Genomic DNA, 24,590 nt, shown 5'->3' with positions numbered 1-24,590 from the left:
AGAGGATCAATTCTGATATCGCGGGCATCCGCTGGAGAACTCTTTGGCCATAAGCAGCGAACCTCGGACAACAGAAACGACGTTTCTCTGGAACGGCATGGCAATCACCGCCCGGCCCGGCGATACGGTTGCTGCCGCGCTGTGGCGCGCCGGCATCACGACGATCGCGCGCTCGCGCAAGCTTCATCGGCCGCTCGGCTGGGGCGGTGCCTATACGACTGGCGTTCTCGCACGGGTGGACGGCCGGCCCAATGTCAGGCTGGACCAGATCACCGTGCAGAACGGCCTCAAGGCGGAAGCCCAGAACGTGTGGCCATCGGCGCGTTTCGACCTCCTGCGGCTCGCGCAGCTGCTGCCGTCAAAAGCGGTGTATGGCGGCTTCGAGCACGGGGCGTGGATGCCGAAATCCGGTTTGGCCTACCGCCTGGCGGAGCGGGTCATGGCGAACCTGGCGGGCGTGGCGGCACCGGCGGATGCTGCGTTTGCGCCGCACGCGCTTCCCGGCCAGCGAGTCAACGTCGACTGCCTCGTCATCGGCGGTGGCCCTTCGGGCATCGCCGAAGCCAACCGTCGCAAGGAGCTTGGCGAGAGCGTCGCTCTGGTCACAAGAGGAGACAAGCTTGCCCGGTTCGCGCGCTCCATGGGAGAGCCCGTCGAGCCACTTCACGAAGGCATCCGTTTGTTCGAGGGCATGGAACTGTTCGGGGCCTATCGCGGCGGCGCCATCATGGTCGGCGCTCCGCACGATCACCGCAAGGCTGCCGTCGTGTTCGAGCCTCGCAGCGCGGTTCTTGCGACCGGACGCAGATCCATCCCGCCGCTGGTGAAAGGCAACCAGCTCCCCGGCGTGATGGATGCGCACTCCGCGCTTCAGCTCGCCATCGTGCACGGAGTAGCCCCTGGCAATCGGGTCGCGGTCGTAGGCACGGGCGCGCAAGACGCCGTCGCTGCACGATTGGCGGCCGTCGGGGTGCGGGTCGTCCACAAGGGCCGTACCGAGGATTTGATCGAAATCCAAGGCCGAAGCCGCGTTACAGCGATCCGCGCCAACAAGGGGATCGCATGCGATGCGCTCATCCATGCCGGCCCCTGGCGAAGCGATCCCAGCCTTGGATTTCAAACATCCGGAGAAGGCCTGTTCCAGGTGGAGGCTCATCCGCTGCCGCAGAGCATGTCCGTGACAGGCGGCGCCGCGCTGCCCAACGAACCGATACGAGCGCGTAAAAATCTTCACCCCGACACGCTGATATGTCCCTGCATGGACGTGACGGCTGGCGAACTCTATTGCCACATCGACGAGGGCGAGACCGATCCTGAGGTCCTGAAACGGCTCACCTCCTGCGGCATGGGAACGTGCCAGGGCTTTCCGTGCTGGGAGCACATGCTGGCGATGCTCGCTTCGCGCATCGGGGTCGAGCCCGAGAGCTTCGCCCGACCGACACACCGTCCCCCACGACGCGCAATCACGGTTGCCCAGGCTGCGGGCCTGGCCGGACTGGTGGAGCCCGACCGATGACCAAGTCTCTGCCCAAGCGCGCCGCCGTGGTCATCATCGGCGGAGGAATTCAAGGCCTGTCTATTGCGTTCAACCTCTTCGAACAGGGCCAGCGCGACATTCTCGTGCTCGACGCTGGTTACTTCCAAGGGGGCGCCTCAGGACGCAACGGGACTCTCATCCGGCCAGGCTTCGCGTCGGTCGCCTGGACCGAGCTCTTCGTGCTCACAGTTCGTGAATGGGAGAGCTGGTCAAAACGCCTCGGCGAAAACATCATGTTCACCCAGCGAGGCTACTCGGTCATCTCCGAGCAAGAGAAAAGCGAAGCTATGCTGCTCGAAGGCCTGAAGGTGCAGCAGAGCCTCGGCGTCAGGAGCCGGATGTTGACCCGCCGCGAGATCGACGATCTTCTTCCGGCCATCAACAAATCCCGAGTCAGGGCGGTGCAGCACCAGACTGACGGCGGGGTGGCGCCACACCACGCGGTCATGAAGGGACTTCTCGCCTTCTGTCATAGAAATCAGGTCGACGTGCGATACCGAACGCGTATCACAGGACTGGAGCGGACTACATCCCGGGTGACCGCCGTGCTTGTCGGTGAGCATCGGATCGAAGCGGATTGCATCGTGGCCTGCGCCGGGCCGAATAACCCCGATATCGCTGCCCTTGCGGGCGTGGCGTTGAACGGCTTTGGAATGCGGATCGAAGCGATGGCGCTTGAGCCCACCCGCCCTCTCATAAAACCGGCGATCGCGCTGATAGATAGCCTGGCCTACTTCCACCAAACCTCGCGTGGCGAGGTGGTCGGCGGCACCGAGGTGCCCGAAAGGCCTCGCATGTCGCTCAAGGTCGATCTCCCGGTGATGGCGAACATGGCCAAGGTCTACCTGGACATGTTCCCGCAACTGGGCGAGGTCCGCATATTAAGGCATTGGGCGGGCCAATTGCATGCGTCCTCGGACTTCGCCCCGCTGCTGGGCGAGCATCCGCAACTGAAGGACTTGTGGTTCTCGGCAGGATGGTCATACGGCTTCGCCGGCGCGCCCGCGGCCGGAAAGCTCCTCGCCGAGGCGATCACCAAGGGCCGGATCGACCACCGCATGCAGCCGTTCTCACTGGACCGCTTCGAAAAGACCGGACCGATCGTCGAGGGTGGCATCGTGCTGGCCTAGTCCCAGGCGGAACAAACGACAGCCTCCTACCTCGCCAACTGCAGCCGCCAATCCGATGGTGTCAGGCGGATATGACGAAGATCTTTCGGAAGTCCTCGATCGTCTTCCATGTCCCGGTAAAGCCAGGCTTCATGACGAATGTGTCGCCGGCGCGGAACGTCATCGGCTCGCCCCCGTCCTCAGTGAGCTCCACAACTCCTTCGAGCATGTGGATGACCTCGCAAACCCCATCCTTGATCGAACGTGTCGTCCCCGCGGTGGCCGATGCAACGCCGCTGCGAACACGGCCATCTAGGCTTGCATCCTGATCCCACACGAAGATGTCGGGATTGCCCTCGATCAGGCGGTCCACGGGTGGCTTCTTGTGCACGCCCTCGCCCAGGTTTTCGGTACGGATTGGAACCAGCAAAGCCATGTCTTGTCCTTTGGGGTTGTAGTTCGTGAAAGTTAGCCGCCGCCGATGGCATCGGCATTCGCTGGAGGCAAGCAACAGCGAGGATCAGGATTAGCGAAGCCCGCCCATGTGGAATGTCTTGGTTTCGAGATACTCTTCCATGCCCTCTTGCCCCCCTTCGCGGCCAAGGCCCGAAGCCTTCACGCCGCCGAAGGGAGCGACGTCGTGGGAGACAGCCCCGGTGTTGAGACCGACGAGGCCGAACTCCAAAGCCTCGCCGACGCGGAATGCGCGTGCCAGGTCGGTTGTGAAGAAGTAGGCGGCGAGGCCGAAGGGCGTTCCGTTGGCTATGGCAATCGCCTCGTCCTCGGTCTCGAAGCGAAAGATCGGGGCCACGGGGCCAAAGGTTTCCTCGGAGGCGAGCTGCATGTCGGTGGTCGCACCTTCCAGGACCACCGGCAGCGCATATTGCGGCGGCAGGTCTCGCTTCTTGGTGGTCATTCTTGCGCCCTTGGCGAGCGCATCGTCGACGTGGCGCCTGATCTTGGCGAGCGCCGCCTCGTTGATCATCGGTCCGATCTGCACGCCATCGGCTGTGCCCGGGCCGACCGACAAAGCGTTGACCCGTTCCGACAGTCGCCGGACGAAGTCGTCGTGAATCCCTGACTGGACCAGGATCCGGTTCGCGCAGACGCATGTCTGGCCGCCGTTGCGAAACTTCGAGACCATCGCGCCCTCTACGGCAAGGTCGAGGTTCGCGTCGTCAAAGACGATGAAGGGTGCGTTTCCTCCGAGCTCAAGCGACATGCGCTTGATGGTAGGTGCGCATTGCTCGGCCAGCAGGGCGCCGACGCGCGTCGACCCCGTGAACGAAAGCTTGCGCACGACAGGCGACGCCGTCAGCGTCCTGCCGATCGCTTCGGGCATCCCGGTCACGACGTTGAGGACCCCGATAGGGATCCCGGCCCGTAGAGCGAGTTCCGCCAAGGCCAGTGCCGAATACGGCGTCAAGTCGGACGGCTTGATCACCATCGTGCAACCCGCAGCCAAGCCCGGCGCGACTTTTCGGGTAATCATTGCGACGGGAAAGTTCCATGGGGTGATGATTGCGCAAACCCCCACGGGTTCTTTCACCGCGAGAATTCTTTTGTCGGACGTCGGCGACGGGATGATCTTCCCGTTGATCCGCCGAGCCTCTTCGGCAAACCAGCTGACGAAGCTCGCACCGTATCGAACCTCTCCGAGCGCCTCTGACAGCGGCTTGCCCTGCTCTGCCGTGAGGATTTGAGCCAAGTCCTGTTCGTTTGCCAGGATGAGCTCGCACCAGCGCATCAACAGAGCCGCGCGCTCGGCATGGGACTTGGCCTTCCACCCCGCCATCGCCTTCTGCGCCGCGGCGATCGCTGCCTCGGTTTCCGTTGCTGAACAGTCAGGCACTGTCCCCAGGCGATTGCCCGTTGCAGGGTTGATGACCTCGATGTCCCCACGGTCGAGCCAAGTGCCGTCGATCAACGCGGCCTGTTTGAATAGATTCCTGTCGTTCAGGCGCATGTCAGGTCTCCAACGCTGCAACGACCGCTGCAGCGATCTGGGCTGTGGTGTGGGTGCCGGGCGTGCAGCCGATGCCATTGGCTGTGCTCGCCGCTACGGCAGACAGGACTGCGGCGGCGGCGTCTTTCTCCCCCAGGTGATCGAGCATCATCGCCCCTGACCAGATGGCCGCGATCGGATTTGCTATTCCCTTTCCTGCGATGTCTGGGGCCGACCCATGAACGGGCTCGAACATCGACGGAGCGCTCCGGTCGGGGCAGATGTTCGCGGAGGCCGCGAAGCCCAACCCACCCTGCAGCGCCGCGCCGAGATCCGTCAGGATGTCACCGAAAAGGTTGGATGCCACGACAACGTCGAGGCTTTCAGGCGCCAGAACCATTTTGGCTGCCATCGCGTCGATGTGTATCAGTTGGACGGTCACGTCGGGAAAATCGCGCGCCACCTCACGCGTCACCTCGTCCCAGAAGACCATCGAGAATTTCTGCGCATTCGACTTGGTCACCGAGGTGAGATGACATCTTCTCGAGCGCGCTTGTTCGAAGGCAAACCGGATGATCCTCTCGACCCCCGCGCGTGTGAAGATCGCTGTCTCGACGGCGACTTCGTCCGCTGTGCCTTGGTGCACACGCCCCCCTGCTCCTGCATACTCGCCCTCCGTGTTCTCCCGGATGCAGAGGATGTCAAATTTCTCGCTGCGCAACGGACCGCGGACGCCGGGCAGGAGCCGATGTGGACGGATGTTGGCGTACTGCTTGAACGCCTTGCGGATCGGCAGCAGCAAACCATGCAGCGACACAGAGTCCGGAACCTTTGCAGGCCAGCCGACGGCACCGAGGAAGATGCCATCGAACGAACGCAGTGTTTCAATGCCGTCTGCCGGCATCATCTGTCCGGTCTGCAGGTAGTAATCACATGACCACTCGAAACGTGTCGTCTCGAGTGAGAAGCCGAACCTGATGGCGGCATCGTTCAAGACTGCCATCGCCGCATCGACGACATCGATGCCAATTCCGTCTCCGGGAATAAGCGCAATAGAGTAGCGGGGCATGACAGCTCCTGTTCGGTACCGATAGAGCGCGACGTTCGGCAGGCACGGATCCGTGCTGCCTAGAGGTCGATGAGCACCGACTTGGTGCGGCGGTTCGCATGATAGGCTTCCCGCCCCAGATCCTTGCCGAGGCCGGACGACTTCCAGCCCCCCGTCGGCAGGATGTGATCGCGCGAACGCCCGTAACGGTTGACCCACACCGTTCCCGCTTCAAGCATTCGAACCATGCGCATGGCGCGCGAAAGGTCCTTCGTGAACAGTCCGGCCGACAGCCCGTAAGTCTTATGCCTTGCGAGTTGGGTGGCCTCTTCTTCGCCGTCGAAGGACTGGATGGTGAGGACTGGCCCGAAAATCTCCTCGGCAACCGCCGGCGAGGAGTCAGTGACTGCGGCCAGAACCGTCGGCTGGTAGAAGCTGCCTTCACGCTCGATCCGGGCCCCGCCGCAAACGACTTCGGCTCCCATGTTGCGTGCCGCGGTGACGATGGAGTCGATGCGGGAAAGCTGCGGCTCCGAGATGATCGGGGAGAAGGTGGTCGTTTCGTCCCAGGTCGGACCCGGCGTCACCTGCTTCATAAGTTCCACGATACGTTCTGCCAGGCCTGCGGCGACAGGACGGTCGACAATCACGCGCGAGCCCGCGACGCAACCCTGTCCGGCGTTGGCAAGGATGGTGCGGGTGATGCAACGCGCGGCCAGATCGAGGTCGGCATCCGCGAAGACGACTTGCGGAGACTTTCCGCCGAGTTCGAGCGTGACTGGCTTGATCCCGCTCCGTGCCGCGTTCTCCATGATTGCAACGCCCGCTCGCGTCGAACCTGTGAACGAGACCTTGGCGACATCGGCGTGCGCGACGATCGCAGCGCCCGTCTGCGGACCATCACCGACCACCACGTTGATGAGGCCTGCGGGCATGCCGGCGCGAACCGCGAGCTCAGCCATGTAGAGCGTGGAGAAGGGTGTCATCTCCGACGGCTTAAGGACTACGGCATTGCCAGCCGCGAGCGCTGGCGCCAACTTCCAGGCTGCCAGCGCGACAGGTACATTCCATGCAGTGATCGCGCCGACGACACCATAGGGCTCGGAGGCAATGAAGCCGAACTGGCTGTCCGCAGTCGGTACAAGATCATCGCATTCCTTGTCTGCGAATTCCGCGAAGAAGCGGATTTGCTCCGCCGCGACCATGACGTCTCCGGCCAGGGCTTCGCCAATCAAGCGAGAGGAGGAAACAGCCTCGATACGAGCAAGGTACTCAGCCTCCTTCTCGATCAAGTCCGCCCAGGCGCAGAGTGCCCGCAACCTTTCTCGTGGACGCTGCCTGTTCCATCCAGAAGAGACAAGCGCGGCTTTTGCGGTTTCAACGGCCCTGTCCACGACCGAGGCATCAGCCAGAGGGATTTCGGCAATCGGTCGGCCGTCCGACGGCGCCTTGACCGTCATCGCAGCGGTTCCGGCAACATACTCGCCACCGATGAAGTGACCGATGGGCAGCTTGATCGACCGCGGATCGAAAGTCAGGGACATGGTGGACTCCAGAGATTATCAAGGCCGACGGTAATTCCGGCTCAGCGGATTATGCTGCCAACGATTGTCCGGTGACGGCATTTTCGGCTGTAGCGGGGTCAACCGCAGGTGGATTATTCCGCTGGTCAGGGCTTTCCGGACAGCCAGGCCGAGACCTGCGTTGGCCGCACGGGCGCCTGCTGGCGCAGCCTGCCCACATCGGATGTGGGCCGGCCTTGCCACATGGCCGCCAATTCGGCTTCCGCCAGCTGGCAGTATCGCCCTTGGCATCGCCCCATGCCGACGCGCGCCAGGGACTTGATCCGGTTGACCTCCGCGCCCCCCAGTTCAGCGGCAGCCTTGGCTGAGGAAATGCTGACATTCTCGCAGCGACACAGAATGGTATCGGGGGGAAGCGCTTTGACATGCTGATCTGGCCAGGGAAAGGCCTTTGCGACGCCCCTGGCGAAACGCTGCAGCCGGCGAAGCGTGCGAAGGTCGCTCGCATGGTGGGCCACCTGCAGCCCCATGTCGGTCAAGCACGCATATGCCGCGAGACGTCCCGTCAGTTCGGCAGCGTCCGCGCCGAGGGGACGAAGGCTGTCGCCGGCGAGATAGATGTTCGGCGCCGCCCGCCCCATCGCATCCGCGACGGGAAGCCATTGGCGCCACAGGTCGTCGTACGCGAACCTCACCTGGGCCAAGTCCGCGAGATGCGTTTCAGACCTCAGGTGCCAGCCGACACAGACCGTGTCGCAGGAAGTCACCTGAGCCTTGCCCGCCCCCGTTCGCCAATGAACCGCAACAGGACCATCGACGCTGGCTTCAATCCGATCGATCGCCACGCCCGCGGCATAAACATTGCCCAGTCGCAGCCGCATGGCGAGACCACGCAGAAGGACCGCTGGGCGCGATGCCATGTCAACAATGCCACCCAGCTGTTGGTTCAACGAAGACGTATCCAGGACCGCAACCACGTTGGCACCCGCTGTGCGAAGCTGCGTGGCGACAAGTGTCAGAAGCGGACCGGACCCCAGCAGCACGATCGATTTGCCAAGCGCGACGCCTTGAGCTTTGAGCGCAATCTGCGCTGCCCCCAAGGTATAGACGCCGCCACACTCCCACCCAGGAATCGGGACGACGCGGTCCGTCGCACCCGTTGCGATGACAAGCCTCTGGAAGCCGATCCTTTCAACCTCGCCACCGCGCAGCACATGCACTTCGCTGCCCGCAATCGCGATGACGGAGGCGCGCTCGATATGCGAGACCTGATCGTGTTCGACCATTGCGTCGAAGAGAGTATGCAGACCCCTCGCCTTTGCGGCCTCGGAACCGTACAGCATCCTGGCGGAGCGCCTGAATCCGTCCGGAGGGCGGCGATAGATCTGCCCGCCTGCTCGGGCGCCTTCGTCGATCACGATCGGCCTTATCCCGGCCTTGACGAGACATTCGGCCGCCCTGATGCCGGCGGGCCCCGCACCGATGACGACGATCTGCGCGCTCATGGCCAGCTTTCCGGAATGGCGCTGATCAGGCGCATGTGCTCACCAACAGTGGTCGAGCAGGCCTGCAGCCGCTCGCCGCCTTCCGTCCAAATCCAGCAATCCTGGCAAGCGCCCATAAGGCAGAATCCGGCGCGATGCTCCGGTCCAAAGTCCGAGAGCCGGAGCCACGGCGCCGCCGTTAAGACGGCAGTCAGGACCGTATCTCCTTCCAGCGCCGAAAAGCCCTTTCCATCGAGGAAGAAGTGCACCGGGTTTCGATCGAGTTCCTTCAAGCGGACAATGCGGCCCTGCTGCTGCGTCACTCCGCGGCCTCCCTGGTCGCGGTGGGAACAGGCAATTCCGGGAAACGAGCGCAAACCTCCCGGAAGGCGGCGAGCACTCCGTCGCTGCCGCGCCTGCCGGCCATGCGACGGAAAATTTCCGTCTTCGCAAAGAAGCGCCAATGGATGGGAAGATCCGTCAGGATGCTGGTCAGGGTGTCGTAGGCATCGTCGCTCCACCGGGCCTCGTAACCCGTCCGCTCCGGCCCGAAGTCAAAGTGTCCGACTGAAGTCTCGCGAGCTGCCCTGAGCGAAAGCGTCGCCTGCTCGTCAACGCTTTCGCCGACCATGACCACACCATAGTCCCGTTCGGCGACGTCAGGTGTAATGTACCCGCGCAAAACGTCCTGCCCGACGCGCCAGGATTCACGCAACATCGGATCGCCACGGCCACCGCCGCCGGCGGAACGGATTGCCAGGACGTCTCCCGGCTGAAGGACGGCGGTGTCGACATTGCCCAGCCGACGTTCTTCCGGCGTGCCAGGATTGACGACCATGTCGGAAAGGCCCGCTGCCTTCCCGCCAAGCACACCCCAAGGGCGAAAGAAGGACCTGTCGCGATTGCGTGCCGTTATGCGCGTGTCGGGTGCGAAGACCTTGAAGGCCATTTCGGTCGCCAGCCCACCACGCCAGCGGCCGGCGCCGCCGCTATTGCATGCCAGTCCGTATGTGACGAACTCGACAGGCGTTTCGGTTTCGGTGATCTCGATCGGCGTGTTCTTGAGATAAGCGGCATCGGCACCCGAACCATTGGTGCCGTCGCGATGAGGCATGCCGCCGCCGCCGCCCACCACGGGATTGACGGCAGCAATGATCGTCCTGTCGTTGCGGTGGTCCCGCGTCATGACGTTCACGATGCAGTTGTTGCCAGCTGGCGCGGCCGGCAGTCGCTCCGGAAGAGCCAGGGAGAAAGCGCCGAAGATCACGGAGCGGAGTCTCGATACGGTAAGCGAACGCATGCCTACGGCCGCGGGGGCCACTGGGTTGAGCACAGTGCCTTCCGGCGCAATGCAGGTGAAGGGCCGCGTCAGCCCCGTGTTGAGAAGGATCTTCGGATTGAGCGTGTAGAGGATGTAGTAGACACCGACGAGCAGCATCGTGTGTCGCGGATCACCGCCCGAAGGCACGTTGAGAGAGCTGGCGAGCTGCGGGTCGGACCCGCTGAAATCGAGAATGGCCTCGTCGCCCTTGATCGTCAGTGCCAGCTTGAGGCGACAGGGATTCGCCTCTACCGAGTCCTCATCGGCATAGTCGGCAAAGGTGTAGATGCCGTCTGGTATCGATCGCAGCACTTCGCGTGCCTGGGCCTCCGCGTGGTCGAGAAGCGCGGCCACGCCGTCCACAAATCCTTGCTTGCCGAACTTCTCGACCATGGCGAGAACCTTGCGCTCGCCAGTGTTCAGCGCTCCGACCAACGCCTTGATGTCGCCGACGTTCAGATCGGGCTTGCGGACATTGGTCGCCATTATCCGAAGTATCTGTTCGTCGAAGACCCCTTCGTTGACGAGTTTCATCGGCGGGAAGCGGATGCCCTCCTGATGGATTTCGGTCAACGCGCGGGATAGCGAGGCTGGCACCGCCCCACCCATGTCGGTGTTGTGGATGTGCCCGCCTGTCCAGGCGACAATCTCGCCCTCGACGAAGACCGGCTTCCACAGATGTGTGTCGGGCGCGTGCGTGGCAACGTGGCCGGAATAAGGATCGTTCGTGAAGGCAATGTCGCCGGGCCGATAGTTATCGACCATGGCGATGGCGCGGCCATATGTGAGACCCGGATACCAAGTCGCGCCAAGTTCCATCGGAACTGCGAAGGTCTGCCCCGTCCTGTCCATCAGCATGACGGTGAAGTCCTGCGTCTCCTTCACGAAGGCGGAATGCGCCGTTCGATGAAGCGTGTGCGCCATGTTTTCAGCGGCAGCCCGGGCATGGTTCGCCAGAACCTGCAGTGACATCCGATCAAACATGATGCTGAGCCCCGAAAGTCAGTTGGAGGTTGTTGTGGGCATCGACGCTTATGGCTGTCGTGGGTGGAACGGCGAAGGTGGTATCCTCCTGAGCAACGATCGCCGGGCCGCAGAACCAAGCGCCAGCAGTGAGGTCGGCTCGGTCGAAAATGGCTGTCCGCACGACCTTCCCGTCCAGATGCACATCGGCGAAGCGTGACGGAACGGCGGCATGGGCATGCCGCTCCTCAGCGGGAAGATTTAGGCGCGGCCCAGCACCGATGGCCGCCAGCCGAAGGTTGACGATCTCGATCGTGCCGGACGCATCGTGAAAGGCGTAGATCTTCTGATGCATCTCGTGAAACGCCGCCTCGATCGCCTTGGGATCCGCTTTCGCGAACCAGCTTCCTTCAAGCGGCACCTCGATCTCGTAGCTTTGCCCGGCGTAGCGCATGTCCGCCGAGATCCTGAGCTCCACCGCGCCCCGATGGCCCTGAGCGGAGAGCCATGCCCGGCCCTCCTCGGCAAGCACCGAAAGTGTCTCTGCCAATCCGGACAGTTGATCTCCAGAAAGCGGCGCAAAGACCGTCCGGATGAAATCGCCGCGCAGGTCGGCGACCAGACCGCCGAGGGCGGAGACCACGCCGGGGCGGCTTACCACCATGACCTTGCGCATGCCGATCTCCCGCGCAAGGAATGCGCCGAGCATCGGGCCCCCGCCTCCGAACGGCATCAGGGTGAAATCGCGCAAGTCCACCCCAGCCCGCGAGGAAAGCTTCTCAACTTCCACGAACAGTTCGGAAATCGCCACGTCGAGTATGGCCTGCGCCATCCCTTCGACAGTGCGCCCGAGTTGGACTGCAAGCGTCTCCACGGCAGCACGCGCGAGCCCAACATCCATTGAGAGCTGGCCATACGCCATCTGGCTATGGCCGAGCCAGCCGCAGACCGCCATTGCATCGGTTATGGTCGGGAGCACCCCGCCCCGGCCGTAGCACGCCGGCCCCGGCAGAGAGCCAGCCGACTCCGGACCGACGCGCAGCACACCCTGGTCGTCGACGGTCGCTATGGAGCCGCCGCCAATGCCGATCGAACTAACCGAGATCGACGGCAGGTAGAGCGGGAATTCGCCGATAAGCTCGCCGGTTCCGAATTGCGCCTCGCCATCGATGATGAGCGCGAAGTCGCTCGAGGTTCCACCGATGTCGAGTGTGAGGATGCGACTCTCGCCCGCCTGGCGGGCAAGCCAGCCAGCGCCGATAACACCCGATGCAGTCCCCGACAGAAGCATGTTGACGCAAGATTGCCGGCCCTCGGCAGCGTTCATCAGGCCACCATTTGACTTGGTAAGCATCGCCTGAGCCGGCACCTTGCGCATCGCCAGCCGCTCCTCGAGGCCGCGAAGGTATGTAGCGACGCGCGGGTGGACATAGCCGTTCAGAATCGCGGTCGAGGTCCGCTCGTACTCGCGGATCACGGGCCAGACCTCGGACGACGTGAAGACGAAAAGACCAGGACCGAGGCGGGCTATCTCCGCCTTGACCAGGTCTTCGTGCGCCGGATTTCTCCACGAATGAAGGAAGGAGACAATGATGCCCTCCACGCCGCGGCGCAAGGCGGCCTCGACCACCGAGGAAACCGTGCCGAGGTCAGGCGCCAGCGCCTGCTTGCCGTCGGGGCTCATCCGTCCTCGAACACCGAATACGAGATCACGCGAGATGAGCGGGTCGGGGCGGTGGCAGAACAGGGAGTACATGTCCGGCATCCGCAGGCGCGCAAGCTCAATGACATCTTCGAAGCCGGCGTTGGTAATGAGCGCGAGGCGCGCACCCTTCCGCTGGATGATGGTGTTGATCCCGACCGTGGTGCCGTGCACGAAGCGGTTTACCTGTTCGGGTTCAAGCCCTTCCCGTTCCGCCAGAAGATCGATGCCTGTCATCAGTTCGGCGCCGGGATCATTCGGCGTCGTCAATACTTTCAGCGTCGCGACGCGGCCGGTCTTCGCCTCCAGCGCAAAGAAGTCGATGAAAGTCCCGCCAATATCGACGCCGAGCTTCCAATCGCCGTTCTCGGCGCTTGATGTCATGTTCCGGCTTGTATCCATGGCCTGCCCTTTCCAATTCGTAGGGCAGCCTGGCACAGGCGATGTCCGGGCGTCCAAGACGCATCCGGCACAATGGCATAAGTCGAACTTATGAGGCTGGCGTCAGCACTTGCGCGGCAGCGGTTCGGATTTGCTCCTTCATAAGCTCTTCGGCGACTGACAGCGGTCGAGCCGGCAATGTCAGCAAGGACGCGGGCAAGCCAGGGCTTGCCTCGATGGGACGCGTCGTCACTCCGGAAAACTGATGCCACGGCAGCAGCGCATCGACGAGCGCTACACCCATGCCCGCCTGAACGAAGCCGACGGCGGAAATTGAGACGTCGATCTCGATTTGCACTTTGAGTTCGACCTGGTGAGACCGTGCGGCCTGCCCGAGTTCCTCGGCTGGACGGGTGTTGGCGCGATAGCTGATCAACGGCTCTGGCACCAGCTCTTGGAACGGAACGGCCGTCAGTTCAGTCAGCCGATGCCGCTCCGGCAAGAGGCAGACAAAGCCAACCTTGCCCAGGGGCTCGACGGAGATGTCCGGCGGAAGATGGTCGTCCATGGCCAGGCCAATGCAGGCATCTCCCTCCCGAAGCATGTCGATGATGGATTGGATCGGGGCCATATGAGACCGCAGCACGATTTCCGGGTGCTTGCAGTGAAAGTCGCGAAACGCGATCGGCAGGATGGACATTGCCGGGGGTGCTGACGCCGCAATCCGCACCAGCCCAGCTCGCCCGAGGCGAAGGTCCTTCGTCTTGCGGCGGATTCCTTCCAGGCCGGAGAAAAGCCGTTCAACCTCCGGGAAAAGCTCGAGCGCCTCCGGGGTCGGGATCAGTCGGCCTTTCGTCCGCTCGAACAGGGCAAAGCCAAGTTCACTTTCTGTATGCAGCAGCATCTGGCTGAGCGCGGGCTGGGAGATGTTGAGCAATCGCGCAGCGGCCGTGATTGTTCCCGTTCGCATGACGGTCGAAAAGACCTCGATCTGTCTCGCACGCACGTCGCCTCCATAGGCTGAACTTATGGCCTGATGTGGAACATGTCTTTGACGCATCCGCCGGGCGTCGGCAAGATCACCAGCGATCGCGGAGCAAGGCGGACGGAATGCTGAAGGTCATCATCCTGGGTGGCGGGCTCATGGGGGCAGCGACGGCTTTCTTCCTTGCCAGGCGCGGGGCGGGCGTCACCTTGATCGAGAAACGCCGGATCGGCGGAGGCGCGAGCATAGCCTCGTTTGGAAACTGTCGCCGCACGGCGCGCCACCTGTCCCAGCTTCCCCTGGCCCACCGCTCCCGGCGCGTGTGGGGCGAAGCAGCGACATTGCTCGGCCGGGACGTCGAGTTCCGGGCCACTGGCCACCTCAGGCTGGTCTATGAGCAAGACAGCCTTGCGGACATGCGGGCGCATATCGAGGCGGCCAGGGAATGGGATCTCCATCTCGACGAATTGAGCGCCGCGGAAATCCGGAAGCGATTTCCTGGACTGGGGCCGCAAGCCATTGCGGCCTCGTATTCGCCCGAGGACGGCAGCGCGAATCCGCGCCTGGTTGCTCCTGCATTCGCGGACGCGGCAAGCAGGCTGGGCACCACGATCGTCGAGGAGGCAGGCGAGATCCGTTGTTTCAAGGACGGTGGCGGGTTCTGCGTCGAAACGGACAAGGGGCGCTTTGCGGGAGACATCCTCGTCAACTGCGCCGGCGCATGGGGTGCGCGTATCGCCGGACAGTTTGGCGACGCCGTCCCTCTGGAGGCCAAGGGTCCGCAAATGGGAGTGACCGAACCGCTGCCGCATCGTGTTATTCCAGTGGTCGGGATCTGGACACGGAACCACGCGGAAGGCGCGTACCTTCGGCAAGTCGAGCGAGGCAATATCATCTTCGGCGGGGCTGCCGAGCGGGTCGATGTCGACCTTGATCCCGGCTTTGCGCATGCGGATCCGGCGCGCCTGCCGGGACAGCTGCGTGCCGTCGCCCGTCTCCTGCCGGCGATCGCCAAGGCTTCCGTCATCCGAACCTGGTCGGGATGCGAGGGATATGTGCGCGACGGCCTGCCAGTGATGGGTCGGTCGGCGACGACGGACGGTCTTTATCACGCCTTCGGATTTTGCGGTCATGGCTTCCAGCTCGGACCCGGCGTCGGCGAAACCATGGCCGAGCTGATCTGGGAGGGCCGCACCGAAATCCCTCTGCAGGACTTCCGCGTCGATCGCTTCGCGGCTTAGGCTCGCTAGCGTTCCTAATACTCCGAAACCTTGCCCCACTGCGTCTTGGCGAAGCGCGACAGTCGGTATTGCGAAACTTGCGTGATCGGCTTCCTGCCCAGCACGATGTCGGCTGCCAGATGCCCCGCGCCCGGCCCGATCCCGAAACCGTGGCCGGAAAAGCCGGCGGCAAGGACTAGCCCGCGCAGGCCGATGTCACCGTCGATCACCGGCACCCCATCGGGCGTCGAATCGATGTAGCCAGCCCATTCGGCCTGCACCGCAACCTTCGAGAGCTCCGGCAGAAGAGTCCTTGCCCGGGCCAAGATCAAATCCAGATGTCGCCGCGAGGGACGAGGATCAAGTATCCGTACGGCTTCCATGGGTGTCGGCTGGTCCATCTTCCAGCGACGCCGGGTCTCGAAACCTGCATTCCATGCCTGAAGGCCGCCTGGAGACAGCATTCGCCAACGCTTTGCAAACATCGGGACGAAATGCCTGGCGCCGTAGATCGCACCCGGCGTCGGGTCCACCTTGCCAAAGCCCGACACAGCTAGGGTGTAAGCGCCGTCACTCCTGCGAGTGACCGATACCCTGGACGTATGCAAAGCGGCGGGCAGTCCCTGGGCGCCGGGGGCGACCGAAAGGATCGAACTGCGTATCGCGGCCTGGGGGAATGCGATATCCAGCTGACGGAGGAAGCTGGACGCCCACGCGCCCCCCGCCAGGACGACGTTTTGCGTACGGATGACGCCCCGCTCGGTAATAACGCCGCTGACGGCGCCGGCCTCGTGCTCGATGCCACGGGCCGCGCAATTCTGAAGAACGATGCCGTTGTGCTTCATTATGCCCCTGGCCACGGCCGGCGCGGCCCGCGAAGGATCGGCCGTCCCGTCTGTCGGAGACCACACGCCCCCTTTCCAAGTCTTGCCTGTCGCCGAGCCTTTCACGCTTGCCTCGCCCGAACCGAGCATTTGCGTGACAACGCCCTCGCCCCGGGCGAAACGGCCCCATTTTGCCCACGTCTCGATTTCCGCCTCGGCATCCGACAGATAGAGCAGCCCGCAGCGCGAAAAGCCCATGTCATCGCCGATATCGGCGGCCATCTCCTCCCACAGGCTGAGGCTTTTTGTCGAAAGGGGCAGTTCGCGGGCATCCCTGTTCTGTTGGCGGCACCAGCCCCAGTTCCGGCTCGATTGCTCCGCGCCGACGCTACCCTTTTCCACCAGGACGACGCTTTGACCAGCACGCGCCAGCCAGTAGGCCGTGCTGACACCGACAATGCCTGCCCCAATCACCACGGTGTCGGCCGATTTCGGCACCGTCTGCGATGATTGAACGATCTTTAGTGGGGCAGGCATTTCCAGTCTCCGTTTAGGTGGCGCGCGGATTGTTCCGCGCAGGGAGGCATGCGCCAGGCTGCCGGGCGTTCTGCGAAATTGGGTGGCATGTTCGGGATCGCGTTCCTGTCCAGCGGACGGACACCCTTCGCCCTACCTGTCCGCGAGGGCCGCCAACAGCTCCGGGCTGCGCTCGATGCTGTCCAGCCAATTCGGATCGAGCTTGGGGACGGACGAAATCAGGAGCTTCGAATACGGGTGCTGGGCGTCGCGAACCATGGTTGCCGCGGGCAGTTTCTCGACCAGTTTTCCATGGAACATCACAAGGACATCGTCACAGACCGCCTGAACCATCGAAAGGTCATGGCTAATGAACATATAGCTAAGGCTCAACTCGCGTTGCAGCTCCTTCAACAAATCGAGTACGGCTGCTGCAACGACAGTGTCGAGCGCGGAGGTGATCTCGTCGCAAAGGATCAGCTCGGGTTCTGCGGCGAGCGCCCTCGCAAGATTGACACGTTGCTTCTGACCGCCCGACAGTTCTCCCGGCAGACGGTGCTTGATGCCTTTCGGTAACCGCACCATGTCCAGCAACGCGTCGATGCGCTTCTCCGCGGCAGACCCTTTCAGCCCGTGGTAGAAGGTCAAGGGACGGCCAACGATCGCGCTGACCGAACGCGCCGGGTTGAGCGCCGTATCGGCCATCTGGAAGACGATCTGTATCCGTCGAAGCTCCTCCTTCTGCCTGTCGCGAAGACTGCCCGCCAGCTCGTTTCCGAAAAATCGGATTTGCCCGTCGTAAGGCGGAAGGATGCCCGCGACGGCGCGCGCCAGTGTCGACTTGCCCGAGCCCGATTCTCCGATCACGCCGAGATTGCGGCCCCGCTCCATCCTGAAGTCGATGTCGCTTAGCGCCTTGAAGGCGGGCTTGCCGTCATGCACCCGCCCGTATCCGGCAGATAGGCTCTTTACCTCGAGGATCAGGCGGTCCTTGGCTTCGCTAGAATCGAGTGCCTGCGGCTCATGCCTCTTCGGCTCGAAGGCCGCCAGGAGCTCCTTCGTATAGTTGTTCTGGGGATTGTTCAGAATCTGATCTGTCAGTCCCTCCTCTTCGATGATGCCATTGCGCAGCACGATGATCCTGTCGGCGATCTGCGCGACCACCGCCAGATCGTGGCTGACGTAGACGCCGGCCATGCCGCGGCTCGCCATCACGGATTTGAACGATCGCAGGACTTCTATCTGAGTGGTCACGTCGAGCGCGGTCGTAGGTTCGTCGAAAATCACCAACCGAGGATCGCCGATCAGCGCCATTGCGGCGGCGAGCCGCTGCAGCTGGCCCCCTGAAACCTGGTGAGGGTATCGTCGGCCGATCGTATCGGCATGGGGGAGAGCCAGTGCCTTGAAGAGCTCAACGGCCTTGGCCTCGGCCGCAGCCCGCGGCATCAGCCTATGGATCCGCGTTATCTCGATCACCTGATCCATGATCCGCCGGCTGGGATTGAACGCGGCGGCAGCGGACTGAGGGATGTAGGAGACTTCGGTGCCTCTCACCTTGGCGCGCTGGCGTTCGGTCATGGCCGTGACCACATGCGGTCCGACACGTATGGTTCCACTACGGATCGAACAGCCGCTGCGGGCATGCCCCATCAAGGAGAGCGCTATCGTGGTCTTGCCGGACCCGGACTCGCCGATCAGGGCAACAATCGATCCGGGTGCGATATCGAACGATACGCCGCGGATGATCTCCACTTCCCTGCCCGCATCCGTCACGGCGCCGACGTGCAGGTCGCGGATCTCGACAAGCGGAAGGGAGGCGTCGCGGGTAACCAAACCGTGCATCAGTTACCCCTGTCGCGAATCTTTTTCGGCAGATTGTCGATGAGCATGTTCATCGAGATCGTCAGAGACGCGATGGCGATCGACGGGAAGACGACTGCCGGTGCTCCGAGAATTAGTCCGGCCATGTTCTCCCGCACCAGCCCGCCCCAGTCGGCGTCCGGGGGCTGCACGCCGAGTCCGAGAAAGGAAAGTCCCGAAAGCACGAGGACGATGTAGACGAACCGAAGGCCGAGGTCGGCAAGAACTGGACCCAGGATGTTTGGCAGGATCTCCTGAAAGATCAGGTAGCCGACCGTTTCTCCGCGCACGCGTGCCGCGGTGACAAAGTCCATCGTGTTTACGTTCACCGCCAACGAGCGGGAGAACCGATACGCCCCGGGCATGTAGATTACCGCAAGCGTCAGAATCAGCACCGGAATGGAAGAGCCGACGGCCGACACCACGACGAGCCCGAACAACAGCGACGGTATGCCATTGAGGGCATCGAGAAACCGGGAGAGCGCAAGGTCGAAAATGGCGCCCGACACAGCCGCCACCATGCCCAGAACAATTCCCGACAGGCAGGCTAGCGTGACGGCGGCGAGCGATATGCCAACAGTGTAGCGCGCACCCACGAGAACTCGCGACAGCATGTCTCTCCCGAGATAGTCGGAGCCCATCCAGAACTGGTGCGACATCGGGCTGAAGTAGTCCGTGTCGACAATTTCGCCGACTGGATAGGGCGCGATCCGCGAACCGAAGATCGCCACCACGGCCCAGAAAAGGATCACGGCCAGGCCGAGCTTGCCGACCCAATTGAAGCTGTAGCCGGCCATGCCACGGGTGGATGCGGTGGCTGAACTGTCCTGGGTCATGAGTTGTGCAGCCTTGGATTTGAGAGAATGGCCACGACGTCTGCGAGCGTGATCAGGGTCAGGTAGCTGATGCAAACGATCATCGCGCAGGACTGGATAAGGGGCAGGTCCCGCGTCGACACTGCATCGACCATAAGCTTGGCGATGCCAGGATAGTTGAAGATCGTCTCGACGATGAAGACGCCGCCGACAAGATATGAAAGCGCCAATGCCATCGCATTGGCAATGGGGCCAAGCGCATTGGGAAGGGCGTGCAAGAGCACCATGCGGGAGCGGGATGCGCCCTTGAGAAGGGCCATCTCGACGTAAGGCGTGTTGATAGCCTCGATCATCGCGGCCCGCGTCATTCGGATCATCTGGGCTGACACCACGAAGCCGAGCGTCATGATCGGCATGGCATAGGCCCGAAGCAGATCGATGAAGGAGCTTCCTTCCATTTCATTGCTCAGTGCCGGCAGCCAACGCAGCCACACGGCGAATATCAGGACGGCAAGCGTGGCGACCATGAATTCCGGTACCGAGATCACGGCAATCGTCAGCATTGAGACGAGGCGGTCATACAGCGTGCCGCGCCACATCGCGGTCGTGATCCCGAGGAACAGGGAAAGGGGCACGGCAACCGCGGTCGTTGCCGCTGCCAGCTTGATCGAATTTGCCAAACGGCCGCCGATCAGCTGCGCAACCGGCATCTGGTTCACGTACGATATGCCCAGATCGCCGCGAAATATTCCGAAGAACCAGTGCAGGTAGCGAAAGAAGGCAGGCTGGTTGAGCCCCATTGCCTCCCGCAATCCGGCGACCGCGTCAGGGGTGGCGGCCTGGCCCAGCATGACCTGCGCGACATCGCCCGGCAAAAGTGCCGTGGCCGAAAAGACCACCAGCGAAACGATGACCAGCGTGACGCAGGTGATCGCCAGCCGCCGCAAGACCAACAAGGCCGGATGTTGCGAGAATTTCACGAGGATGGAGCTCCAACTCGTTGTCAGTGTCGGTCAACGGTGGGCGCGCCGGCATTTGATCCGCGCGCCCACACTCGACTGCCGTCAGCCTTCGAGCCAGATATGCTCCGCGAAGGTGTAGCCCATGAGGCCGCCAAGCGGGTTGCTCTTCCAGCCCTTGACCTTGTTGGACACACCGTCGATGTCGGCGATATAGGCTGGAATGATCGTCCCTGCTTCGTTGGACACCATTTCCTGCAACGCCCAATAAATCTCGGTGCGCTTCTTGTCGTCCAGCATGCCTCTGGCCTCGACCAGCATACTGTCGAACTTGTCGGACTTGTAGTGGCTCTCGTTCCAGGGCGCGGCAGACTGGTACAGCAGCGAGAACAGGATGTCCGGAGTCGGGCGCGGGTTGATGTTGCCGAAGTGGATGGGCGCCTTCAGCCAGTAGTTCGACCAATAGCCGTCGGATGGGACGCGCTGGACGTCGAGGTCGAGGCCGATCGTGGCGCCCGAGCGCTGGAGGATGGTGGCCATGTCGATAGACGACGTGGCCGCATCCGACGCGATGACAGGAATCTTCTTGCCGAGAACGCCGGCTTTCTGAAACAGGCTCTTGGCCCGGTCCGGATCGTATCCGCGCGGCTTGATGTTGGGATTGTGATAGCGGTTGATCGGCGGCACGGGCTGGTCGTTGGCGACTTCGCCCAACCCACGCAGGGCCGACTTCAAGATCGTCTCGCGATCGATGAGGTACTTCATGCCCTCGACGAAGTCATCGTTGCGGCCGAGATCCATGTCGCGGCGGATATTCAGGTCGGTGTAGTTGCCGGCGTTGTTGGCATGAGCGAAAGCGCCTCCCTGCGCTTCGATCAGACGAACCGACCGCGGGTTGATCGATCCCGCGATGGCGATCTCGCCGGTCAGCAGCGCGTTGACGCGAGCAGTGTCGTCGACGATGGCGATCAGTTCGAAGCTGTCGATGTAAGGTCCGTCCTGCTTGAAATAGTTCGGATTGCGGTTGTGCTTGGAGTTGACGCCCGGCTCGAACGACTCCAGCACGAATGGTCCCGTGCCGTTGCCCTTGGAGAAATCGGTCGTGCCGTTTGCGACCACCATGAAGTGGTGCAGCGCCAGGATCATCGGAAGGTCGGCGTTCGGGTCGGCCAGCACCACCTTGACGGTCTGGTCATCGACCGCGCTCACATCGGACATCTGCTTGGCGATGCCGTTCACCTTTGACCCGACAGCCGGGTCGAGGTGGCGCTTCAGCGAGTAGACCACATCGGCGCTCGAAAGTGCCTTGCCGTCATGAAAATGAACGCCGGGCTTGAGCTTGATCGTCCAGGTCTTTGCGTCGTCGGACTTGATGCTCTCGGCGAGTTCGAACTGAAGCTGGCCGTTCTCGTCGAGCGTCGACAACCGATTGTAGCAACAACAGCTGCGGATGTAGTCGACCGCGGTCGAGGCCTTGGCCGGATCGAGCGTGTCCGCCGTCGAACTGCTCCAGCCGGCAACACGAACATGCCCTCCCTTCTTCGGGGTCTGGGCGAAGGCGTTTGACGCTTTCAGCATAAGGGAGCCGCCGGCAGCGGCGCCAATTCCGGACAGGGCCAGCAGTTTCAGCAGGTCCCGGCGTGTTGCACCGCGCCGCATGGCATCCACGAGCATCGCATCATCGCGATTGCTCCAATTCGTAGGCATGTTGGTCTTCATCTTGCGTTCCCTTTGCTGGAGGTTGAACGGCACGGAGCTTGTTGGCTTCTCTTTGCCGGATGCGTTGAACCTGAAATGACTAGAATGCGTTCTCGACCGCTTGAGCCAACTCCCTCATCGATCGGTAGTGGTAGTCCGGCCTGGTGAGCTGTTCCGGCACGAAGGTGCCGCCGAACCCGGAGCGATCGAAGCGCCGTTCGATCCAGACGTTCGTCATGCCAAGGCTTCGGGAAATCCCGATGTCGTGGTACTGGCTTTGCGCTGTGTGAATGACGTCCCCAATAGCCCCGCCGTCGCTCGCCACGAAGTCGAGCATGTGGTGGAAGAACCTCGGATCAGGCTTTTCGGTCCCGGTCTCGTCACAGGTGAAGCTCGCCCAGAACGGCGAGCCCAGTTTCTTCTCGTAGCGGTCGAAGCCCCATCGCCGGGCATTTGTCATGGCGACAAGCTTGTATTTGCCAGCCAGGCGCCGGAGAGCTTCGACACTGTCCGGGAAAGGCTTGGCCTCGGCCACCGCTTCGATCATGCTGTCCTGCAATTCGGCCGTATCGGGCAGACCGAAACGGGCTGCCATAACCGAGTAGCAGCGCCCCAGATCATCCGGGCAACGAACCGCGCCGGGCAACAGTCGGGCCTCGCGATAGGCGACCAGTACTTCTTCGCCGTCGACTTCGATGCCGGCCTTCGACGCTATGTCCGACAGGCCGTCTATGATCGCCGTTTCGAAGTCGATCAGCGTTCCGACAACGTCGAAGCTCATATATTGGAAGCTTTGAAAAGACTTGGGCGTCCCCGAGGCTTGCTGGCGATGCGACGCGTTCATGCTGCGATTTTCCCTTGCGCCGATCGTGAGGTTGGATGAGCCCGCGCACTTGGCCCGGTTGGCGGCGCTTCAGGTTTCCCTGGCAAATTGGCGCTTCCAACCATTTCAGTCTGCCCTTTTCTGCGGGGCGGAATCTCCGAAAGTGGCGACCGGCACAGCACATTCTTTCGAAAAAGACCGACGCTCAGCATTTTACTCTCCGGCATAGAACCCAGGTCGATAGCCGCTCCCAGCCCCGGAAATTGCCGGCCAGTCGCCGCGTCGGCAGTGCCGCCAGCTTGGAGCAAGAGTTCGTGGAGGAGGCTGCTCAAACGCGGTCGCCGCTTCGCCTGGTCAGCTTGCGATGCGGCGGTAGTTCCAAGCGCCGACTTCCCGACCTGCACTTCGGTGGCAGTCCAAAACAAAAAGCCCCGCCTATCGTGGCGGGGCCGCTTGGAAAGGGATGGCGCGCAAGTCGACACCCCTGGATTATTTGCATTCGTCAGGCGAGCGCCGCCCTCACTTCCGGATCCTCGAGCGTCAGGTCGAGGACTGCCTTGGTGCGACCAACGATCAGGTCGATTTCCGACTCGGTGCAGCACAGCGGCGGCGCGTATCCGAAAACCCCGTGGCCGAAGGCGCGGATGATGAGCCCCTGCTCCCATGCGCGGTCGAAAAGGCGGATAGACGGGTTCAGGGTGGCAGGCAGCGGAGTCTTCTTCTGCTTGTCGCAGACCAGTTCGACGGCAGCAAGCATGCCGCGGCCTCGAACATCGCCAACGAGTGGATGGTCGGCAAGCGAACCCAGTCCGGCCAAAAGCCGGGCCCCCATCTTGCGGCCGTTTTCAAGGAGTCCGCCCTCGTAAAGTTTGAGCACCTCGAGCGCCACTGCGGCCGATACGGGATGAGCTGAGTATGTGAATCCGTGACCGACGGCCTTGCCGCCGGCACCTTCAGCGATGGTGTTGTAGACCCGGTCGCCCATGAAGACCGCGCCCATGGGCACATATCCGGACGTCAGGCCCTTTGCGGTCGTCATCAAGTCGGGAACAATACCCTCCTCCTCGCAGGCAAACAGCGGACCTGTCCGTCCGAAGCCAGTGATGACCTCATCGGCTATGAACAGCACTTCGTACTCAGAACAGACGTCACGCATGGCCTTCAGCCATCCGGGCGGCGGGACAAGGACGCCACCAGACCCTTGAATCGGCTCGACATAGAAGGCCGCCACGCGCCCGGCGCCGATCGCCTCGATCTTGGCGCGCAGTTCGCGCACGGAAGCCTCTATGACGGCCGAAGGGTCGCTGCCATGCGGGTTGCGGTAGACATAATGAGACGAAATCTTGTGCTGCCAGCTGTAAGGCACGCCGAAACCATCGTGGAATGCCGGAAGCGCCGTTAGGCCGGAACCCATTGAAGTTGAGCCATGATAACCCTGCTCGACTGAGATGAACTGGTCGCGTTCGGGGTTACCCTTTGCATGCCAGTAATAGCGAACGAACCGGATCGTGCTGTCGACCGCGTCCGATCCGCCAAGGGTAAAATAGATGTGGTTCAGGTCACCGGGCGCTTTCTCCGCCAGCGCTGAGGCAAGGCGGATTGGCGCCTCGGCCCCCAGGTCAAAATACCCGGTGGCATATGCGAGCTGGCGCATCTGCTCGGCCGCTGCCTGGACGATGCTTTCGTGACCGTACCCGGCATTGACGCACCACAATCCGGCAAAGCCGTCGATTAAAGTTCGTCCTTCGGCATCGGTCACGCTTGCTCCTTTTGCGGACCGCAGAACTCTAACGCCACGCGCTTCGTGACCTCGCCATGACGAAACCGGATGAACGAGATGAGCCCGATCGAGCTCAACCAGCGAATTGGCAAACATG

General features: G+C 62.6%; 19 protein-coding genes. 3 read left to right on the top strand and 16 right to left on the bottom strand.

What is annotated here, in order from left to right:
- Positions 1 to 43 precede the first annotated feature (43 nt).
- Complete coding sequence (locus tag Q0L57_RS08770) at positions 44 to 1,516, top strand: 2Fe-2S iron-sulfur cluster-binding protein (protein ID WP_296741214.1); 1,473 nt, start codon at positions 44 to 46, stop codon at positions 1,514 to 1,516.
- 26 nt (positions 1,517 to 1,542) lie between these two features.
- Positions 1,543 to 2,667, top strand: coding sequence for an FAD-binding oxidoreductase (locus Q0L57_RS08765; RefSeq protein WP_296741212.1), 1,125 nt, complete (start codon positions 1,543 to 1,545; stop codon positions 2,665 to 2,667).
- Between the two features lie 61 nt (positions 2,668 to 2,728).
- On the opposite strand, the gene Q0L57_RS08760 is transcribed toward Q0L57_RS08765, so the two are convergent.
- From Q0L57_RS08760 to Q0L57_RS08720, 9 genes are all read right to left on the bottom strand, one after another.
- Positions 2,729 to 3,082: a cupin domain-containing protein gene (locus Q0L57_RS08760; protein WP_296741210.1), complete on the bottom strand. Its 354-nt coding sequence runs from the start codon at positions 3,080 to 3,082 to the stop codon at positions 2,729 to 2,731.
- Positions 3,083 to 3,172: 90 nt separating this feature from the next.
- Positions 3,173 to 4,612, bottom strand: coding sequence for an NAD-dependent succinate-semialdehyde dehydrogenase (locus tag Q0L57_RS08755; RefSeq protein WP_296741209.1), 1,440 nt, complete (start codon positions 4,610 to 4,612; stop codon positions 3,173 to 3,175).
- Between the two features lies 1 nt (position 4,613).
- Complete coding sequence (locus tag Q0L57_RS08750; RefSeq protein ID WP_296741207.1) at positions 4,614 to 5,660, bottom strand: tartrate dehydrogenase; 1,047 nt, start codon at positions 5,658 to 5,660, stop codon at positions 4,614 to 4,616.
- A gap of 59 nt (positions 5,661 to 5,719) precedes the next feature.
- Complete coding sequence (locus tag Q0L57_RS08745) at positions 5,720 to 7,183, bottom strand: aldehyde dehydrogenase family protein (protein WP_296741205.1); 1,464 nt, start codon at positions 7,181 to 7,183, stop codon at positions 5,720 to 5,722.
- 125 nt (positions 7,184 to 7,308) lie between these two features.
- Complete coding sequence (locus Q0L57_RS08740) at positions 7,309 to 8,667, bottom strand: FAD/NAD(P)-binding oxidoreductase (protein ID WP_296741203.1); 1,359 nt, start codon at positions 8,665 to 8,667, stop codon at positions 7,309 to 7,311.
- The gene (locus Q0L57_RS08735; protein ID WP_296741201.1) at positions 8,664 to 8,969 is read right to left on the bottom strand and encodes a (2Fe-2S)-binding protein; all 306 of its coding nucleotides are present in this window, start codon (positions 8,967 to 8,969) and stop codon (positions 8,664 to 8,666) included. Before Q0L57_RS08735 ends, Q0L57_RS08740 begins: the two co-directional genes overlap by 4 nt.
- Positions 8,966 to 10,951, bottom strand: a complete 1,986-nt coding sequence (locus Q0L57_RS08730) for a hydantoinase B/oxoprolinase family protein (protein ID WP_296741198.1) — start codon at positions 10,949 to 10,951, stop codon at positions 8,966 to 8,968. The genes Q0L57_RS08735 and Q0L57_RS08730 overlap by 4 nt, the downstream gene beginning before the upstream one ends.
- On the bottom strand, positions 10,944 to 13,034 hold the full coding sequence (locus Q0L57_RS08725; RefSeq protein WP_296741222.1) for a hydantoinase/oxoprolinase family protein: 2,091 nt from the start codon (positions 13,032 to 13,034) through the stop codon (positions 10,944 to 10,946). The genes Q0L57_RS08730 and Q0L57_RS08725 overlap by 8 nt, the downstream gene beginning before the upstream one ends.
- 88 nt (positions 13,035 to 13,122) lie before the next feature.
- Positions 13,123 to 14,019 carry a LysR substrate-binding domain-containing protein gene (locus tag Q0L57_RS08720; RefSeq protein WP_296741195.1) on the bottom strand — a complete coding sequence of 299 codons (897 nt, stop codon included), beginning with the start codon at positions 14,017 to 14,019 and terminating at the stop codon, positions 13,123 to 13,125.
- A 107-nt stretch (positions 14,020 to 14,126) separates the two neighbouring features.
- On the opposite strand from Q0L57_RS08720, the gene Q0L57_RS08715 reads away from it, so the two are divergent.
- Positions 14,127 to 15,239 carry an FAD-binding oxidoreductase gene (locus Q0L57_RS08715; protein WP_296741220.1) on the top strand — a complete coding sequence of 371 codons (1,113 nt, stop codon included), beginning with the start codon at positions 14,127 to 14,129 and terminating at the stop codon, positions 15,237 to 15,239.
- A gap of 14 nt (positions 15,240 to 15,253) precedes the next feature.
- Here Q0L57_RS08715 and Q0L57_RS08710 read toward each other — a convergent pair whose 3' ends face one another.
- The 7 genes from Q0L57_RS08710 to Q0L57_RS08680 all read right to left on the bottom strand — a co-directional run bounded on the left by Q0L57_RS08710 (position 15,254) and on the right by Q0L57_RS08680 (position 24,589).
- On the bottom strand, positions 15,254 to 16,579 hold the full coding sequence (locus Q0L57_RS08710; protein WP_296741192.1) for an FAD-binding oxidoreductase: 1,326 nt from the start codon (positions 16,577 to 16,579) through the stop codon (positions 15,254 to 15,256).
- Positions 16,580 to 16,711: 132 nt separating this feature from the next.
- The gene (locus Q0L57_RS08705; protein ID WP_296741190.1) at positions 16,712 to 18,400 is read right to left on the bottom strand and encodes an ABC transporter ATP-binding protein; all 1,689 of its coding nucleotides are present in this window, start codon (positions 18,398 to 18,400) and stop codon (positions 16,712 to 16,714) included.
- Positions 18,400 to 19,254 (bottom strand): ABC transporter permease, encoded by an 855-nt coding sequence (locus Q0L57_RS08700; protein ID WP_296741187.1) that lies wholly within the window; start codon positions 19,252 to 19,254, stop codon positions 18,400 to 18,402. Before Q0L57_RS08700 ends, Q0L57_RS08705 begins: the two co-directional genes overlap by 1 nt.
- A complete protein-coding gene (locus Q0L57_RS08695; RefSeq protein WP_296741185.1) occupies positions 19,251 to 20,213 on the bottom strand; it encodes an ABC transporter permease in 963 nt (320 codons plus the stop codon). Before Q0L57_RS08695 ends, Q0L57_RS08700 begins: the two co-directional genes overlap by 4 nt.
- A gap of 84 nt (positions 20,214 to 20,297) precedes the next feature.
- On the bottom strand, positions 20,298 to 21,911 hold the full coding sequence (locus Q0L57_RS08690) for an ABC transporter substrate-binding protein (protein WP_296741182.1): 1,614 nt from the start codon (positions 21,909 to 21,911) through the stop codon (positions 20,298 to 20,300).
- Between the two features lie 79 nt (positions 21,912 to 21,990).
- On the bottom strand, positions 21,991 to 22,671 hold the full coding sequence (locus Q0L57_RS08685; RefSeq protein ID WP_296741179.1) for an HAD-IA family hydrolase: 681 nt from the start codon (positions 22,669 to 22,671) through the stop codon (positions 21,991 to 21,993).
- Positions 22,672 to 23,215: 544 nt separating this feature from the next.
- Positions 23,216 to 24,589 carry an aspartate aminotransferase family protein gene (locus Q0L57_RS08680; protein ID WP_296741177.1) on the bottom strand — a complete coding sequence of 458 codons (1,374 nt, stop codon included), beginning with the start codon at positions 24,587 to 24,589 and terminating at the stop codon, positions 23,216 to 23,218.
- Position 24,590: the final 1 nt, after the last annotated feature.

This window comes from Mesorhizobium sp. (assembly GCF_024509055.1).
GTDB lineage: Bacteria > Pseudomonadota > Alphaproteobacteria > Rhizobiales > Rhizobiaceae > Mesorhizobium.
The sequence above is the reverse complement of the archived record's forward strand: the minus strand, read 5'-3'. Positions and strand labels throughout refer to the sequence as shown.